At 61.8% G+C, this 16,525-nt stretch carries 15 protein-coding genes; 4 read left to right on the forward strand and 11 right to left on the reverse strand.

What is annotated here, in order from left to right; genetic code table 11:
* Positions 1-37 precede the first annotated feature (37 nt).
* The 6 genes from RHP72_RS05025 to RHP72_RS05050 form a co-directional block, all read right to left on the reverse strand.
* Positions 38-1,342, reverse strand: coding sequence for a DUF222 domain-containing protein (locus RHP72_RS05025; RefSeq protein WP_311094408.1), 1,305 nt, complete (start codon positions 1,340-1,342; stop codon positions 38-40).
* Between the two features lie 70 nt (positions 1,343-1,412).
* Complete coding sequence (locus RHP72_RS05030) at positions 1,413-2,060, reverse strand: ATP-binding cassette domain-containing protein (protein WP_311094409.1); 648 nt, start codon at positions 2,058-2,060, stop codon at positions 1,413-1,415.
* A 1-nt stretch (position 2,061) separates the two neighbouring features.
* Complete coding sequence (locus RHP72_RS05035; protein ID WP_042452684.1) at positions 2,062-2,979, reverse strand: ABC transporter ATP-binding protein; 918 nt, start codon at positions 2,977-2,979, stop codon at positions 2,062-2,064.
* The gene (locus RHP72_RS05040; RefSeq protein ID WP_007734397.1) at positions 2,976-3,797 is read right to left on the reverse strand and encodes an ABC transporter permease; all 822 of its coding nucleotides are present in this window, start codon (positions 3,795-3,797) and stop codon (positions 2,976-2,978) included. Before RHP72_RS05040 ends, RHP72_RS05035 begins: the two co-directional genes overlap by 4 nt.
* Positions 3,790-4,824 (reverse strand): ABC transporter permease, encoded by a 1,035-nt coding sequence (locus RHP72_RS05045; RefSeq protein ID WP_083059453.1) that lies wholly within the window; start codon positions 4,822-4,824, stop codon positions 3,790-3,792. Before RHP72_RS05045 ends, RHP72_RS05040 begins: the two co-directional genes overlap by 8 nt.
* Positions 4,821-6,443 (reverse strand): ABC transporter substrate-binding protein, encoded by a 1,623-nt coding sequence (locus RHP72_RS05050; protein ID WP_311094410.1) that lies wholly within the window; start codon positions 6,441-6,443, stop codon positions 4,821-4,823. Before RHP72_RS05050 ends, RHP72_RS05045 begins: the two co-directional genes overlap by 4 nt.
* Positions 6,444-6,614: 171 nt before the next feature.
* Between RHP72_RS05050 and purD the strand changes: the two genes are divergently transcribed.
* Together purD and RHP72_RS05060 are read left to right on the forward strand one after the other, a co-directional pair.
* Positions 6,615-7,871, forward strand: a complete 1,257-nt coding sequence (purD, locus tag RHP72_RS05055; RefSeq protein WP_007734401.1) for a phosphoribosylamine--glycine ligase — start codon at positions 6,615-6,617, stop codon at positions 7,869-7,871.
* A gap of 242 nt (positions 7,872-8,113) precedes the next feature.
* Complete coding sequence (locus tag RHP72_RS05060; RefSeq protein ID WP_197487702.1) at positions 8,114-9,682, forward strand: GMC oxidoreductase; 1,569 nt, start codon at positions 8,114-8,116, stop codon at positions 9,680-9,682.
* 74 nt (positions 9,683-9,756) lie between these two features.
* Here RHP72_RS05060 and RHP72_RS05065 read toward each other — a convergent pair whose 3' ends face one another.
* On the reverse strand, positions 9,757-10,212 hold the full coding sequence (locus RHP72_RS05065) for a MarR family winged helix-turn-helix transcriptional regulator (protein WP_054188021.1): 456 nt from the start codon (positions 10,210-10,212) through the stop codon (positions 9,757-9,759).
* Between the two features lie 99 nt (positions 10,213-10,311).
* On the opposite strand from RHP72_RS05065, the gene RHP72_RS05070 reads away from it, so the two are divergent.
* Positions 10,312-11,394, forward strand: a complete 1,083-nt coding sequence (locus RHP72_RS05070; protein ID WP_311094411.1) for an iron-siderophore ABC transporter substrate-binding protein — start codon at positions 10,312-10,314, stop codon at positions 11,392-11,394.
* A 3-nt stretch (positions 11,395-11,397) separates the two neighbouring features.
* Here the strand turns inward: RHP72_RS05070 and RHP72_RS05075 are convergent, their stop codons facing one another.
* Together RHP72_RS05075 and RHP72_RS05080 are read right to left on the reverse strand one after the other, a co-directional pair.
* Positions 11,398-12,048 carry a DedA family protein gene (locus RHP72_RS05075; RefSeq protein WP_311094412.1) on the reverse strand — a complete coding sequence of 217 codons (651 nt, stop codon included), beginning with the start codon at positions 12,046-12,048 and terminating at the stop codon, positions 11,398-11,400.
* Complete coding sequence (locus RHP72_RS05080; RefSeq protein ID WP_223304466.1) at positions 12,045-12,851, reverse strand: phosphatase PAP2 family protein; 807 nt, start codon at positions 12,849-12,851, stop codon at positions 12,045-12,047. The genes RHP72_RS05075 and RHP72_RS05080 overlap by 4 nt, the downstream gene beginning before the upstream one ends.
* Positions 12,852-12,968: 117 nt before the next feature.
* Between RHP72_RS05080 and RHP72_RS05085 the strand changes: the two genes are divergently transcribed.
* Positions 12,969-13,643: a response regulator transcription factor gene (locus tag RHP72_RS05085; RefSeq protein WP_037132434.1), complete on the forward strand. Its 675-nt coding sequence runs from the start codon at positions 12,969-12,971 to the stop codon at positions 13,641-13,643.
* Between the two features lie 3 nt (positions 13,644-13,646).
* Here the strand turns inward: RHP72_RS05085 and RHP72_RS05090 are convergent, their stop codons facing one another.
* Together RHP72_RS05090 and RHP72_RS05095 are read right to left on the reverse strand one after the other, a co-directional pair.
* Positions 13,647-15,035 carry an ATP-binding protein gene (locus RHP72_RS05090; RefSeq protein ID WP_311094413.1) on the reverse strand — a complete coding sequence of 463 codons (1,389 nt, stop codon included), beginning with the start codon at positions 15,033-15,035 and terminating at the stop codon, positions 13,647-13,649.
* 87 nt (positions 15,036-15,122) lie between these two features.
* Positions 15,123-16,520, reverse strand: coding sequence for a serine hydrolase (locus tag RHP72_RS05095; protein ID WP_007734413.1), 1,398 nt, complete (start codon positions 16,518-16,520; stop codon positions 15,123-15,125).
* Positions 16,521-16,525: the final 5 nt, after the last annotated feature.

Raw genomic sequence — 16,525 nt, forward strand, 5'->3', positions numbered from 1 at the left:
CGGACCTGGCGTGAAGTTGTATGCCTGAGGTTCGTCCTCAGGTTTTGAAGGTGGTGTTCGCCGGCCGCGGGTGCTGCTGCGGGTCGATCGAGGGTGGCGGGATGAACCAGGGTTTGTTGTCGACTCCGATTCGGATTTCCCATTTCCCGACGAACCCTGATTTTCGGTGCATCAGTCGGTGGTGTGAACGGCACAGCAGGACCAGGTTGTTCATCACCGTCGGGCCACCGTTCGCCCAGTGCTTAATGTGGTGCGCATCAGTCCACGCGGGTACGCACGTGCAGCCGGGGAAGGCGCAGCCTTTGTCCCGGGCGATCAACGCCACTCGCTGTTCGGCGGTGACCAATCGTTTTCCTGGTTGCGCATCCAAGGGCGCGCCGTGATCGTCGAGCAGAACGGTCGACAGGAAACAATCACACCCGAGAAGCCTGGTCTGCGACACGGACAGTGGTCCGAGCCAGGGCATGTGCCCGACATCAAGATCCGACACAGCCATTCCGTCATCAGCAGTGGAGGGTGTTGCGGCGCAGTCCCGATGCTCCGCGAGATCCCGAGCATTGATGTGCACATTCACGTGCGGACGCTGACCACCATCGGTTCCGGTCTTAGCGCAATCGAGATACCGGCGGATTAGTTCCGTGAACCCGTCCGCCGTCCGTTTCGCCGCCGACCGAGAATCCGGCGTCCCATCCGGTGCCGGGGTGGGCATCGTCAGATTCGACAACGCCGACAACAACATTTCACCGGTGAGGGCATCGAAATCCCCACGCACCACCACCCGACCGTTCAACGTCGACGCGATCCGCAACTCATTCCGATCCACATCCTCGGCGGGCGGAATCTCATCCGATTCGAAAATGCGCTCTAACGTCGCGATCACGTTCCGCACTTTCGTGGTTGTCGCTTCCACTCCGGACGCGGCAGCCAACAACAAATCGATACAGCGAGGGAGCGCTTCCTCCGGCATCCCCTTCGGCGGTGACTCACAGAACGCCACGATCAACACAGCATGATCGAACGAACAATCCCCGCCATCGAACCGAGCAGCCACCGCCGGAAACGGCCGCAAAGCCGCACCCAACGCGGCGATCTTCTTCCCGTCCCGAACCTGCAACATCGTGTTCGCCGCCAACCACGCACCCACCCCGCGGCTCGCAATCACCTGATCATCCGGGCGCAACGAGAGTTCGTCCACCACAGCCACTCGAACGGCTTCCAGGCGCAGAATCTCCGCACTCGCCTCGACAGCAGCAGCACGCAACTCAGAAGCAGACAACCGCCACAGGCGTCCGCGCAAACCCACCGCAGAACCCGACACCACATCCGACAACAAGACGCTCATTGAATCCCCCGATCCCCTGCCCAAATCATACTCGAACACATGTTCGAGTCAAGAGTTGATTTCGCAGGGGCTAAGCGCTGATACTGTCGAGGTCGTGGACCACGTCGCAGCAGGTGTCGAGTAATTCGCGATCATGGCTGATGAGTAATACGCCGACGCCGGTTTCGGAGGCGCGACTCTCGATCAATCGAATGAGCGCGGCCGTCGTGGCGGCGTCGAGCATCGCAGTCGCCTCGTCGCAGATGAGGTATTTCGGTTGTTGCGCCAGCGATCTCGCCAGGCAGGCGCGCTGTAGTTGGCCGTCGCTCACCTGGTGGGGTCTACGGGACAAGAGATCGGGAGTGAGGCCCACTTCTGCTGCCAGTGCGACCACATCGATTGACCTACTGGCAATATCGCTGGGTTGACCGATGATCGAGGCGAGCGTCTGCCGAGGGTCGGTTGATGCGCGAGGTGACTGAAACAGCATGGACACCGTCCCGCGTAGTGCCGCGGGTACCGAGAATTTGGTACCCACGACGGGTGATCCGTCGATCCGCACCTCGCCTGACCACGGTGCGTCCAACGTGGCGAGAATCCTTGCAAGTGTTGTTTTTCCGGTGCCCGAAGTCCCGCTCAGGCCGATCAGCCTTCTCGGCGGAATTTCGAGCGAGACGTTCTCGAGCACCGGTCGGTCCTGGTGGTAACCGCTGGTAATTCCCAGAGCTTGCAAACTCATGTCAGCCCACCTTCCGCAGCGTTCGGTACGTGCGGTCACCCAGTGTGACGAGTTCGGTCGGGCCACCGGATTGTTTCGACTCCGGGCGTCGTAGGTGATAGACGCACTCCTCGGGGAGATCGGTGAGTTGCGGTGGCGATCCCGGCATGGGAGTCAAACCTCTGGAAGGTAAGGCGCCGAGAAGGTCTCGGGTGTAATCGTGAAGCGGATCTTTGAACACCAGCGCGGCCGGACCGGTCTCCATGATGCGTGATGCGTACATGACGGCAAGTCGATCAGCGACACCGCTGCGGGTGAGGGATGCCAGGTCATGGGTGATGAGCAGGACCGCCGCTCCGGCGTCCGCGCACTCTCGAAGTAATCCCATGACGTGGTCGGTGAGTTCGCGGTCGAGGTTGGCGGTGGGTTCGTCTGCGACGATCACCGACGGATTCCCGGCCAGCGCACCGGCAATGGCCACGCGTTGCGCCATGCCGCCCGACAGTTCGTGCGGGTAGCAGTCCAGGGCCGACGGTTCGAGTCCGACGCGAAGTGCCAAGGCATCGCAAGTGTGATCGCTGCCGAGTGCGTCGATCGTCTCCTGTAGTTGCGATCGCGCAGTCCGGACGGGGGTGAGATGTGTTGCGGCGGATTGTGGAACGAGAGCCACGTGCCGCCCACGGAACGCGGCGCCGGAGAAGACGTCGATCTCGAGGTCCGGTGTTCCGACGGTGACCGTTCCGGTTCGAGAAGCATTCGGCGGCAACATGTTCATGACCGAGGTGGCGATGATCGACTTGCCACACCCCGATTCCCCGACAAGTGCGGTCACCGTGCCGGCTGGAACGTCGAGGTCGATGTCGCTCGCAGCGTGAACTACCGATCCTCCGAGTAGAGGGATCCTGACGGTGAGAGATTCGATGCGCAGGCCGTGGTTCACAGTCGCAACTCCGAAGGTCGAGGTGGTGTGAGCATCGACCGCAGGGCCGAACCGGCGACGGCAACTGCGACGGTGGCGATCACGAGAACTGCGGCGGGGAATGCCAGCGTCCACCAACCGCCGAGGAGTAGAGAACTGCGTGCCTCTTCGAGAAGCGTCCCGAGACTGGGCTTGTGCGGGGGAAGGCCGAATCCCAGGAAGGACAACGTCGATTCGTGCCAGACGGCGTGGGGCAGCAGGAGAACGACTGCGATCAAAGCCTGCGGCGCCGTCGCCGGCACGAGGTGGCGCATGATCACGTGACGTCGACTTGCTCCCGCGAGAATGGCGGCGTCGATGTAGGGACGCTCGCGCAGACTCAAGATCTCGGAGCGGATGATCCGGGCCACTTGGGTCCAGTGGGTCAGTGCGATCGAAAGCACGATGGCGGCAATGCTTCCACGGAACATCGCGACGATGACGATGCCGAGCAACAGGTGGGGGAGTGCGTTGACGGCATCGGTGCCGCGCATGACGAACCTGTCCACCCAGCCACCGACCAGTCCGGCCGTAGTGCCGACGGCGACGCCGATCACCGTGGCGAGCAGCGCGCAGGCGAGTGCGATCAGAAGTGAGGTTCGAATGCCTGCAGCTATGCGCACGAACAGATCTCGGCCCGCCGAGTCCGTTCCGAACGGGTGATCGAACGACGGAGCCAGGCGAGCCGCCGAGAAGTCTGTGACTCGGTCGTCGACGTCGGCCAACCATGGGACCAACGCCGCGTACAGCGCAACGAGAATCAGCACGCCGACGGCGATCTTGAAGCGTCGTTCAGCCATCGGTACTCACTCTCGGGTCGAGTACTGCAACGAGGACGTCGGCAAGCAGTGAGCCGAGCATGACCGTCAATGTCGTACCGACGGTGAGGAACGCGAGCAGTGCCATGTCGAGGTCACGGGCTGACGAGACGATGGCGCCGGCGATCCCTGGCCAACTGAAGACCTCTTCCACCAGCACTGCCCCGACTATCAGCTCGGGCAGTCGCACGCCGACGATGTTCACGAAAGGCGCCAGTGAGGTCGGCAGTATGTGGCGTTTCGTGATGGTCGGCGCCGGGATTCCGCGTGCTACGGCGCCCGCGACAAATCCCTCACTTTTCGAACCCACGACGGATTCTCGGACCGCGAGTAGGAGCCACGGCATCTGCGAGATGGAAAGGACCGTCACCGGTAGGACCAAGTGCCGGATCACCTGTCCCGGTGTGGGATCGGCACCCCCGTCGGTCAACCCGGCGACCGGGAGCCAGCCGAGAGTCAACGCGAAGAGCGCGATGGCACCCAGCGACAAGACAAACGGCGGAAGTCCTTGGACCACGACGCTCAGCCCGGACACGGTCTTGTCCAAGAATCCTCCACTGCGTATTCCGGCGAGAACACCGAGTGTCAGCGAGGCGAGAATCGCGATGAGGAGTGAGATACCGACCAGCAGCAGGGTCCATGGCAGACGCTCGGAGATAACTTGGGAAACAGGCTGATTGAACGATCTGGAGATCCCGAGATCACCGGTGAACACGCCCTGGAGCCAATTCCAGTACGTGCTGTACCAGGGGTTGTCGAAACCCATCTGATCGGCGATCAACGCTTTGTCCGCGTCGCTGGTCGTCATGTATCGCGTGCCCAGGTAGCCGACAAGTGGATCGAACGGTGAGATCGCGGCGGCGGCAAAGAGTCCCGCGGACACCACGGCGATCACCGGCACGATGAACAACGCCCGCCGACCGACCATCGTGAGGATGGCCTTTCGGCGGGAGTTGCCACGGTGGTCGAGCGATTGCCTCGCGTCCACCCGAACGTCGACCGCTGTCATTGCCCTCTGGCCCACGTCTGCAGTGACCACCACGGGCCCCAGGTCACACCGTGTGAGTGTGGCTCGAGTACAGGTCCGGACATCTGCCAGTCGGAATCCTTCGAAACGTACGTATGGTCGAGGAATACGAGGATGACAAATCCGGGATCCTCGACGTACGCCTGCTGCACGTCGCGATACGCGGCGTCACGCGTTGCCTGATCCAGGCTGCGGCGTCCTACTTCCAGGCCTGCGTCGACTGTTGGATTGGAGTAGTCGCTGGCGTTGTCGTAGATGCTGCCGACCCCGGGCGCTATGTACTTCGAGTTCAGCGCGTCGTACGCCTGCGTGTCTGGATCGAAAGGTTCGTCTCCACCACCGAGAAGCGTCGAATCCTGGTTGATTCGAGGGTCTATGCGGTCCCAGGAGAGCGCTTCGAGATCCACCTCGATGCCGACAGCGAGAGCATCGGAGGCAAATGCCTGAGCGAGATCACGTCGAACGGTGTCGACGGAGTTGTACATGATCGTGAACTGCGCCCGCTGACCGTCTTTCGAACGGATTCCGTCGGCACCTTCGATCCAGCCCGCTTCGGTGAGAATTCGCTCGGCCTCGGCCGGGTCGTAGGCGAAGGTTGCGTTCGGGTTGTACGAATCGCCGTAGACCTCGGGGATCGGAGTGGCGGCGACGCGGCCGTGTCCGCCCAGGACGTTGTCGATCATCGACTGGCGATCGGCGGCGAGGTTGAGCGCCATCCGTACGGCTTTGTCGCCTGCCACGGGATTGTTCGTCGGAAGTGAGAGACCGCGCCAGTCCGCTGACTGATGGGCAGTCACCGACATGTTGTCTTTGCCCGAGAACGTATTGGCAAGCAGTGGAGGGAGATTGGTTCCGTCGATCTCGCCGGATACCATACGTTGGGCGCGGGTGTTGTCGTCCGGAACGTAGAGGAGAGTGAGCTTCTTGATCTCCGGTGCACCGTCCCAGTAGTTCTCGTTCGCCTCGAAGACCGCTCGATCCGGTGAGAGATCGACGAGTGTGTACGGACCCGTACCGACAGGCGCGGTGTTCAACGGCGATTCGGCGGCCAGTCCGGGTGTCGCGAGGGATTCCGACGGGACCATGCCGATCAGCATCTTCGTCAGCAGGGGCGCATACGAGTAGGCGAGACGAAACTCGACTGTGCTGTCGTCGACGGCCACGACGTCGCTGATCATGTCGTACGACGAACGCGCTTCGGAGGCGGAAGCGGGATCGAGGATCGCCTTGTACGTGGCAACCACGTCGGCGGCGTCGAAGGTCGACCCGTCGGAGAAGGTGACGCCGTCACGTAGCTTGACCGTCCAGACTGTCGCGTCGGCATTGGCAGTGGGCATCTCCGCGGCCAGAGACGGCTCGAATCCCGGCATGCCGGTCCCTCCGGTGAGCCGGACGAGGCCGTCGTACATCTTGGCCTCACCGGCAGCGCCGAAGCCTGCGACCGGGTTGTAGCCGCCCAGCTCGTAGCCGTCGGCCAAGACCAGGCCGTCGTTGTTGCCCGAGGAGTCGGTGCCAGTCGGGCTACTGCACGACGTGATCAGAAGTGCGCCGATTGCGGCGGTTGCGGTGAGCGTCAGAACGCCTGGTTTGTGGAGTTTCACGGGTGTCCTTTCCTTGGTGGACAGGTGTACGAAAACATCTGTTCACCTATTCAGGTATTCATATGATCTCATCTCGAAACGGATATTTCGCACAAAGGCCGAACGCTGGGACCTTGGCCCCGCCAGTGGCACTCCGAGAGCCCTGTTATCGCAGGCCGTAGTCTGTTCACCGTGCGCGTACTAGTAATCGGCTCCGGAGCCCGTGAACATGCCCTCCTTCTCTCTCTTGCTCGCGATCCAGGTGTCACGGCCCTGATCTGCGCGCCTGGCAATGCCGGGATCGCAAAAATCGCCGAGCAGCACCCCATCGACGTCGCTTCGGGTGACGCGGTTACCGCGCTGGCCCAGAAGGTCGAAGCCGACCTCGTCGTCATCGGACCCGAGGTTCCGCTGGTCCTCGGTGTCGCAGACGCGGTGCGCGCAGCAGGTATCGCCTGCTTCGGGCCTTCGGCCGACGCCGCCCGCATCGAGGGATCGAAGGCTTTCGCCAAGGACGTGATGGCTGTCGCCGGCGTCAAGACCGCTCACAGCGAGATCGTCGACAATCCGGCCAAGCTCGACGAAGCACTCGACCGCTTCGGTCCCAACTGGGTGGTCAAGGACGACGGACTGGCCGCGGGTAAGGGCGTAGTCGTCACGACGGATCGTCTCGCCGCGCGCGATCATGCCGCAGAACTGCTCGAGACCGGACACCCGGTTCTCCTCGAGTCCTTCCTCGACGGTCCGGAAGTTTCGCTCTTCTGCCTCGTCGACGGCGAAACTGTGATCCCGCTGCTCCCGGCTCAGGACCACAAGCGAGTAGGCGACGGAGACTCCGGACCCAACACCGGCGGCATGGGCGCGTACACCCCATTGCCGTGGCTGCCCGACGAGATGGTCACGCAGATCGTCGACGACGTCGTCAAGCCTGTCGCTGCCGAGTTGGTCGCGCGCGGTAGCAGTTTCTCCGGCCTTCTCTACGCCGGTCTGGCGATCGGTGTCGACGGCCCGGCCGTCGTCGAATTCAACTGCCGGTTCGGTGACCCCGAAACTCAGGCCGTGCTTGCTCTCCTCGAAACGCCGCTGGGCGGTCTACTCAATGCGGCCTCGACCGGAACACTCGATTCGGTCGGTCCGTTGCAGTGGCGCGACGGTTCCGCTGTCACGGTCGTGATTGCCGCGGAGAACTACCCGTCAACCCCACGCACCGGCGACGTGATCACCGGAGCCGACGCCGACGGAGTCCTGCACGCCGGTACCAAGAAGCGTGAAGACGGTGCCGTCGTCTCGGCCGGCGGGCGTGTGCTGAGTGTTGTCGGAGTGGGCAAGGATCTGACCGAAGCTCGCGACGACGCCTACGCAAAGATCGCCGACGTCAAGCTTCCCGGCGGTCATTTCCGCAAGGACATCGGACTCGGCGCCGTCGAAGGTCGCATCTCAATTCCCTGACTCGTTCTTTCGGAGGGCCGGTGAACTTTCTGTTCATCGGCCCTTTTCATGGAAAATCAACGGTTCCTCGAAGTTACCCACGAGTATGGACTTCTCGTTCGGTTTCTCCCGGTATATCTCAGCGCGGGGGTCACGGAAAGAGAAGGGCACACTTGAGCATTCGCGCTGGATCCAACGAACGGCACGCACGTACCAATTCCACGCTCTCGCGTAGAAACTTCTTGGCAGCAACAGGATTAGCTGTGGGGGCCGCCGCACTCTCGTCCTCGTGGACCACGGCGGCCGCTGCGCCCAGACGAGCATTGAACGACGGAGACCGTGTCCCCGCGCTCGTGATCGGCAGTGGATACGGCGGTGCCGTTGCGGCACTTCGCCTGACACAGGCCGGTATCGACACGCACATGGTCGAGATGGGGAAGTCGTGGACCACACCAGGGTCCGACGGCAAGATCTTCTGCCCGATGCTCTCGCCCGACGGTCGGTCCTTCTGGCTCAGAGACCGTACAGTTCAACCGGTTTCACACTTCTCCGGCGGCTCGGTGGACAAGAACATCAGCCGCTACGTCGGTGTTCTCGACGCCGAGGACTTCGGCGGGATCAAGGTCTACCAGGGCCGAGGGGTCGGCGGTGGGTCGCTGGTCAACGGCGGTATGGCCGTCACACCCAAGCGTAACTATTTCGAAGAGATCCTGCCCGGTGTCGATTCCAACGAGATGTACTCGACGTATTTCCCGCGCGCGAACGCTGCGCTCGGAGTCAACAACATCGACCCGGCCTGGTTCGAATCGACCGAGTACTACAAGTTCGCGCGGACGGGGCGAAAGACCGCTGAGAGATCCGGTTACACAACAACGTTCGTGCCGAATGTCTACGACTTCAACTATATGAAGCAAGAAGCTGCCGGCCAGGTCACCAAGTCCGCTCTGGTCAGTGAGGTCATCTACGGCAACAATGCCGGAAAGAAATCTCTGGACAAGACGTACCTCGCTGCGGCATCCGCCACCGGCAAGCTCACCATTTCAGCTCTGCACGTCGTGACCTCGGTTTCCCCGGCCGCGACCGGCGGTGGCTATCAAGTGGTGATGAACCAGATCAACGAGCAGGGCAATACCGTCGGCACCAAGACAGTGACGGCGGACAAGGTCTTCTTCGCGGCCGGCAGTATCGGGACCAGCAAGCTCCTGGTCGCGATGAAAGCGCAAGGGCAGCTGGCGAATTTGCCGGGTGCAGTTGGACAGGAATGGGGTCACAACGGCAACGTGATGGTGGGCCGCGCCAATCACATGTGGGACGCCACCGGTGCGAAGCAGTCCGCGATCCCCGTGATGGGTATCGACAACTGGGCCGACACATCCGCTCCCGTCTTTGCGGAAATCGCACCCTTCCCGGCCGGTACCGAACTGTGGGTCAGCCTGTACTTGGCGATTGCCAAGAATCCGCAACGTGCTCAGTTCCAATTCAACTCGGCAACAGGCAAAGTCGGATTGAACTGGCAGCGCTCGCAGAACCAGCCGTCGATCGACATGGCGAAGAAGCTCTTCGACAAGATCAACAAGAAGGAAGGCACGATCTACCGGACCGACCTCTTCGGCCCGACGCAGACGTGGGGCGATCAGTTGACGTACCACCCCCTCGGCGGTTGTGTGCTCGGCAAGGCGACCGACGGCTACGGTCGTCTGCCGGAGTACCCGGGTCTGTACGTCATGGACGGATCCCTCGTACCGGGCAATGTGGGAGTCAATCCGTTCGTCACCATCACCGCTCTGGCCGAACGGAATATCGAGAACATCATTGCGAACGACATGAACTAGGGCGGTAACTCGTCAGCAGGTGCGGTGCGGTGCGGCAGGTGCTGCACCGTACCGCTTCTGTATGTCCCGGAGTGTCATCGCGGCGCGTGATCTCGCAATGATCGATTGACTCGGTCGAGGATACCGACGGCAGTGGTCAATGTGTCGAGGGCGCCCTCGTCGAGGGACGCCAATTCTTCGGCGAGAACGCCGATGCGTAGTTCGGATCGACGGTCTCGTCGCGCGCTTCGCTCGTCCTTCACGAAAAGTGTGCTCACTCGGCCGTCCGTGGGATCGGGTCGCCGTTCGATCAGGTCTTTGTCGGAGAGTGTGCGCACCAGCGTGCTGACGGTGTTCGGGCGTCTGGAGAGACGATCGGCCACGGCCCCGATGCGAGTGCCCGGATGGTGTGCGACATCGTGAAGTACTTCGGATTGTGCCTCTGGCAGAGTCGCGTCGGTACCCGACGTATCCATGTATTCCCGCAGCGCTCGACGCAATTCGAACGCCGCAGCGATGAGTGATCTCGATGCTTCTTCCGCGGTGGGCACGTGATCAGAGTAGCGATCGACCCCGTGTGATCCTCGCCCTGGAACTGTATCTGACACAGATATAGTTTACAGTTCTTCATAGGGTAGGGTCACCTAACCATGGCGGAAGATGAAGCTGTCATGCTTCACGACGTACGGGACACGATCATGAATTTTCGAAAGAAGTCACGCAGTGTAATGCTGATCGGCGCACTGACATTGGTGGCAGCTCTCAGTGGCTGCTCGAGCGAGGACGCGTCGCCCACAGATGCCGAGATCAGTGCGTCGGCTCCGGCGGACTCTGCGTTTGTCGCTCCGCGAGAAGTCCCGGTTGGAATGGGGAGCGGAAAGTCGGACGGCGAGTTCCCTCGTACCGTCTCACACTTCAAAGGGGACACCACGATCGAATCGCAGCCCGAAAAGGTTGTCGTCATCTCGACCGGGCAAGCAGATGCACTCCTGTCGCTCGATGTCGTGCCCGCAGGTTCGACGCGTGGTGACGGTGCGGACCTGGTGCCTCCGTACTTGTTGTCTGCGTACCCCGAATTCCGTACTCAGCTAAGTGATGTCGTTGACGCAGGTGGACGCTTCACACCGAATTTCGAAGCGATCGTCACGCTCGATCCTGACCTGATCTTGATGAATGTTGCAGGAAAGGACGCTGATTCGCTGTACGACCAGCTTTCCGCCATCGCACCCACGGTGGCAACACAGGGAACCGGCGTCTACTGGAAGCAGGACTTCCTGCTGGTTGCCGACGGGGTAGGTAAGACGCAGCAGGCGGCGGCACTGCTGGATACCTTCAATACCGATGCCGCGGCCCTCGGTGCTTCCCTCTCGTCGCCGCCGACGGTGTCGTTCACGCGCCAGAACGGAAATCGTCTGCGCATCTTCGGTATTCCTTCGTTCACCGGCAGTATCGCCGAGGATGCCGGCTTGACCCGTCCGCAGTCGCAGCAGTTCGACGACACTTCCCGAGACATCAGTGAAGAAGAGTTGAACGTGGCGGACGCCGACTGGATCTTCTACGGCGTGCAGGGCGGGGACCCGGCGACATTGACGAACGCGCCGTTGTGGGGGCAGTTACGTGGTGTGGTCGCCAACCACGCCGTCGCTGTTGACGACGACGTCTTCTACCTCAATACCGGGCCGACTGCGGCTCGTGAAGTGCTGAAGGTTCTGCAGAGCACACTGCAGCGGTAGTAATTACTCGGGAATCTCGATTTGTTCAGCCTGGATGGTCGGTACTCGCAGTGAGCGCAAGTAATTCACAGCGATGGGCAGAATCGAGACGACGACGACAGCGATGAGGATGATTTCTATGTGGGCGCGAACGAACTCGATTCCTCCGAGCATGTAGCCGAGTACCGGAACGAGAACTCCCCAAGCGACTCCTCCGATGACGTTGTATGTCAGGAAGGTTCGATACGGCATCCGTGAAGTACCCGCCATTACTGGGGTGATGGTTCGGATGACGGGAACAAATCGCGCAAGGACGACGGTACGAGGTCCGTGCTTCTCGAAGAATGCTTCTGCCCGCGCAAGTTGATCGGGACCAAGTCGCTTGGCTCCAGGTCGATCGAAAACCGCAGGACCCGCTGCGCGTCCGACAAGGTAGCCGCATTGGTCGCCGACCACAGCGACGATGGGGATAGTCACGAGGAGAACCCATAGTGGAACGAATGGCTGCTCCTGTGCGACGAGGACACCAGCTGTGAACAAGAGCGAATCGCCGGGAAGAAAAAACCCGAACAGAAGACCGGTTTCGATGAATACCGCCCCAAGCAAGCCGATCAGACCGAACGTGGAGAGCAGGGTATCGGGGTTCAGAATTCCGCTGGTGAGTGCGAGCGTCATACGAGCGCCCGATCGCGAGAGGCAGAGGAAGTGCGGTCGGTCGTCTTGGAGCGGCCTTCGACGAACCGGAAGACGGCTCCGCCCACGGTGACTGCAAGCGTTGCGAGAATGGCCCCGGCGATGACGTCGGTGAGCCAGTGAACTCCCAAATACAGGCGAGTCAGGGCTACGACGATTGTGACTGTCACGGCGAGGAGCATCAGCAGTCTCTTGACGGCGGGTGTGCGGTGCGCGCTCAGAACGAGGACGACGATGCCGAACAGTGCAGCGGTCCCGGTGACGTGACCAGACGGGAACGAGTGGTCGGTCTCGAGAAGCACCTGGATGTTGGTCGGCGGACGTTCGCGACCGACGAGCGCTTTGATTACCGTGCTGGCGACCGCCGCGGCGCCAACCGTTCCGATCACGATCAAGCCCGGAACGACCGAACGCGCTCGCCAGGAGATGAGCACTCCGCAGGTGATCCCGAGCAGCGCGGTGGCGACGGGGCTACCGAGATCCGTGACGGCGACCGCGATCTGGTTCAGGGCGCCGCTCCGGTGATCGACCATCCAGTCGGTCACCGGCCCGTCGAAGCTCGTCAACCATCCGCTTCCATACACCTGGATCGACAGCGTCACCAGTGCAAGCACGAGTCCGCACGTGCGAAGGGCTGTAGACCGAACGCTGGAAGCTCGGTAGATCGAACCGAACGCGAACAGAGCTGCGGCCACCACGATTGCGGCAACCGCGATCTCTGCGGTGGTGCTCTCGGTCAGGACTTCGGTGACCACGTTTCGCACGGTCGACACAGTTGCAGGCATGAATGCAGTGTGACGAGCCGAAGCTGAAGAAACGCTGAACGGAACTCGGCTCTGGGTCTACCGTCTGCTCTACTGGGTGCATCCGAACAACTGCGTGGCGACGAAACGGGGCCGGTGGTGCGAGTACTGGTGGTCGAAGACGAAGTGCGCCTGGCCGAGACGATCCGGCGGGGATTGGTGGCCGAGGGATTCGTGACCGCCGTCGAACTCAACGGTGACGACGGATTCGCGACTGCGTGCAGTGACGAATTCGACGTGATCGTTCTCGACATCATGTTGCCGGGCAAACACGGGTACGACATCGTGCGGGATCTACGCGCCCGGGAGATCTGGACGCCGATCCTCATGCTCTCGGCAAAGGACGGCGAATACGACCTGGCTGATGCATTCGATCTCGGCGCCGACGACTACCTGGTCAAGCCATTCTCGTTTGTCGTGCTTCTCGCTCGGCTGCGCGCACTGGTGCGTCGCGGCGCTCCACAACGTCCGGCGATACTCTCCGTTGGAGACCTGTCCCTCGACCCGGCCAAACATCAGGTGAGCAGAGCGGGAATCGAATTGACCCTGACGCCAAGGGAGTACAGCGTTCTCGAATTCTTGATGCGCAACAATGGTGTGGTGGTCACGAAGACCGAGATCGTTCGCTCTGTCTGGGACACCAACTACGAAGGTGACGAGAACATCGTCGAGGTGTATATCGGTTACCTTCGTAAGAAGCTCGACCTCCCGTTCGGAACTCAGAGCATCGAAACGGTCCGAGGCGTCGGGTACCGCTTTGTCGGCACTGCCTGATCGTCAGTCGTTCGGTACCGGAATCGTCACCTCGAATCGACTTCCACCGCCCGCCCTCTCGCTGACGGAAATGGTTCCGTGGTGCGCCGCAACTATTTCCGACGCGATGGCGAGTCCGAGTCCGGACCCGCCTCCCTGCCTCGACCGCGGCTGGTCCAGGCGGACGAAGCGTCCGAAGATTCGTTCGCGTTCTGCTGCAGGGATTCCGGGCCCGTCGTCCTCGATCACGATGTGGGCTTCGTTTCCGGCTTCGGAGCACTCGAGATACACGAGGGTCTCCGCATGCCGCACTGCATTGTCCACGAGGTTTCGCACCATCCGCGTCAATGCTCTCGGGTCTCCGGAGACCCGAACCGGAGCCACGGCAGCGGCGACCGTAACTTCGGAGATACCGTCGATCCTTTTCTGCTCGGCGAACAAGATGTCATCGAGGTCGACGTCGACGACGACGCCGAACTTTTCGAGTTCGCTTTCGTCCGAGCGTGCGAGAATCAACAGGTCTTCGATCAACTGCCGCATTCGGCGCGCCTCGGGAAGTAGTGCGTCTTCGATCAACGCGTCGTCGAGGAGATCCGGGCGTCGGTGTGCCAGTTCGAGGGCCGTCGTGATCGTGGACAGCGGACTGCGTAACTCGTGTGAGGCATCGCTGACAAATCGTTGCTGGGCCAGCGCACCTTCGTCGAGGCGCGCCAGCATGTCGTTCATTGTTGTTGCCAGTCGGGCTATCTCGTCGTTCCCTGACGGTACAGGCACTCGTTCACCTTGACGCCCACTAGAAATCGACGCTACCCGAGCGCGGATGCGTTCGACGGGAGCGAGGGCCGAACCGACAAGGCGGTAGGTGGCAAACGCAGCCAGCCCCAGGACCAGGGGTCCGACGATGGCTAGCAGAACGGCAACGGTCGTCACCACGGTTTCAACCGGTTCGCGGTCGGCGCCGACGAAGACGGTGACTGGTGCGGTCGGCGTCTGAGCGCCTCGCCCGATCAGCCAGTAGTCCTCGTCGTCGGACTTCTTGACCCTTCCGAGAGCGTCCGACTCGTCAGGGCCGAGAAAACGTTCGGACAGGAGGTCGCTGTCGGTTCCCGGTGATTGGGCGACTATTCGGTGATCGGCGTCGACGATCTGCACGATTCCGATCTGACTGTCTGTGGACAGAAGCGAAGGGTCGAGATCGGCCGGATTCTTTCCGTTGAGCTGCTGGACCAATTGCGTGGCGCGAGCGTCGGAGCTGTTCAGCGCGGACAGATGCAGGGAGTTTGCCAGCACGAAAATCAGTGCAAGCCCGGCGATCACCAGGCAGAAGGCGATCACGAGTGTCGATGCCACGGTCGAACGGGCACGCACGCTCCACCGGGAGGGGTGCAGAAGCGACTCGCCGATGAAGTTCATGGCGTCCAGTCTGTACCTTCTCGGCTGTGCATTTACGAAGACGGGTGACGCGGTCCCGTAATCGGACCGCGTCACCCGTCTAGAGGATCAGGCCACTCGCTTGGCGGTGCGGCCGCCGAATTCGAGCATCACGGCGCGACCGGTGTCGTCGGTGACGAAGCGTCCCAACGCCCGGGTGGTGTCGGCGCGCGCAGCGAAGTCACGGTCGTTGAGGAAGGCGATCGGGATTGCCGGCGGCCAGACGATGTCCTCGTATTCACCGAGATCCTGCGCGCTGCCCATCCGGATGCCGATTCCCTCGTCACCGGGGGCGACGGTCATCGTCAGTGAGCCGGCCTGATACTTGCCCAGGACTGCGTCGACGGCAGCGGGTTCGGGCTCGACCACGTCCAGGGATGCCGGCGTGGGTAGTTCAGTGAGGTTGGCCATGCACCAGTCGACGATCTTCTTGCCGATTCCGCCGCCGAGGGCGTTGGTCAGCACGGTGACGGCGAAGTTCTTCTCGGGCACTGTCATGAACTCGGAGACCTGGAGGTTGCTCACGTTTCCGCCGTGCCGCACTACCTGTGTGGTTCCGTATCGAGTCAACAGCCATCCCAGGCCGACTTCTTCGAACATCATCGCGGCGGGACGCTGCGGCTTCTGCATCAACAACCGGGTGGACTCGTCGAGCGGCTGTCCTTCGCCGGGGTGTTCGCCAGACAGTGCGTAACGTGCCCAGACGAGTTGGTCTCGCACCGAGGACCACATTCCGCCGCAAGGGATCATGCCGCGGTCCAGCCCGGTTTCGTTGGACACGAACGGCACACCGTCGCGGATGTAGTGACCGAGTGCGAACCGGTGGGTCATCACGTCCCAGGGCAGGAAGGCCGAGTTCTTCATTTCGAGGGGGTCGAGCACGCGCTGCTTGACCAGCTCTTCGAAGGTCAATCCGCTGATCTTGGCCACGACATGTCCGGCGAGAACGAATCCGGAGTTGCTGTAGGAGAAGACTTCTCCGACGGGAAATTCTTGTCGCAGTTCGTTCAGCCGTGAAACCGAGCGTCCCAGGGCGTCTTCGCCCCAGCCTGCCGAGAGGCCCGCGTCGCCGGTGAATCCGCCGGTGTGGGTGAGGAGGTGACGCATCGTGACTGTGCGCGTGGCTGTTTCGTCGGCGAAGGTCAGTTCGGGGACGTACTCGACCAACGGGGTGTCGAGATCGAGTAGGCCGTCCTCGACGAGTGCCATCGCGGCTGTTGCGGCGAACACCTTTGTGGTGGAGCCGATCATGAACATCGTCTTGTCGGTGACCGGGAGTTGGGTTTCGACGCTCTCGATGCCACTGGTGACGACGATGTCCTTGTCGCCGTGAACGATGCCGACCGAGACGCCGGGGATGTTTGCCTCGACCCTCCACTGATCGACGAGTTCTTGAAGCTGTTCTTGCATCTTTGATTCCTCGAGTTCGCTGGCGTTCTGTGTTTCGGCGTTCTGTGTTTCCGTCATCGTAT

This window comes from Rhodococcus sp. SG20037, assembly GCF_031763325.1.
GTDB lineage: Bacteria > Actinomycetota > Actinomycetes > Mycobacteriales > Mycobacteriaceae > Rhodococcus_F > Rhodococcus_F qingshengii.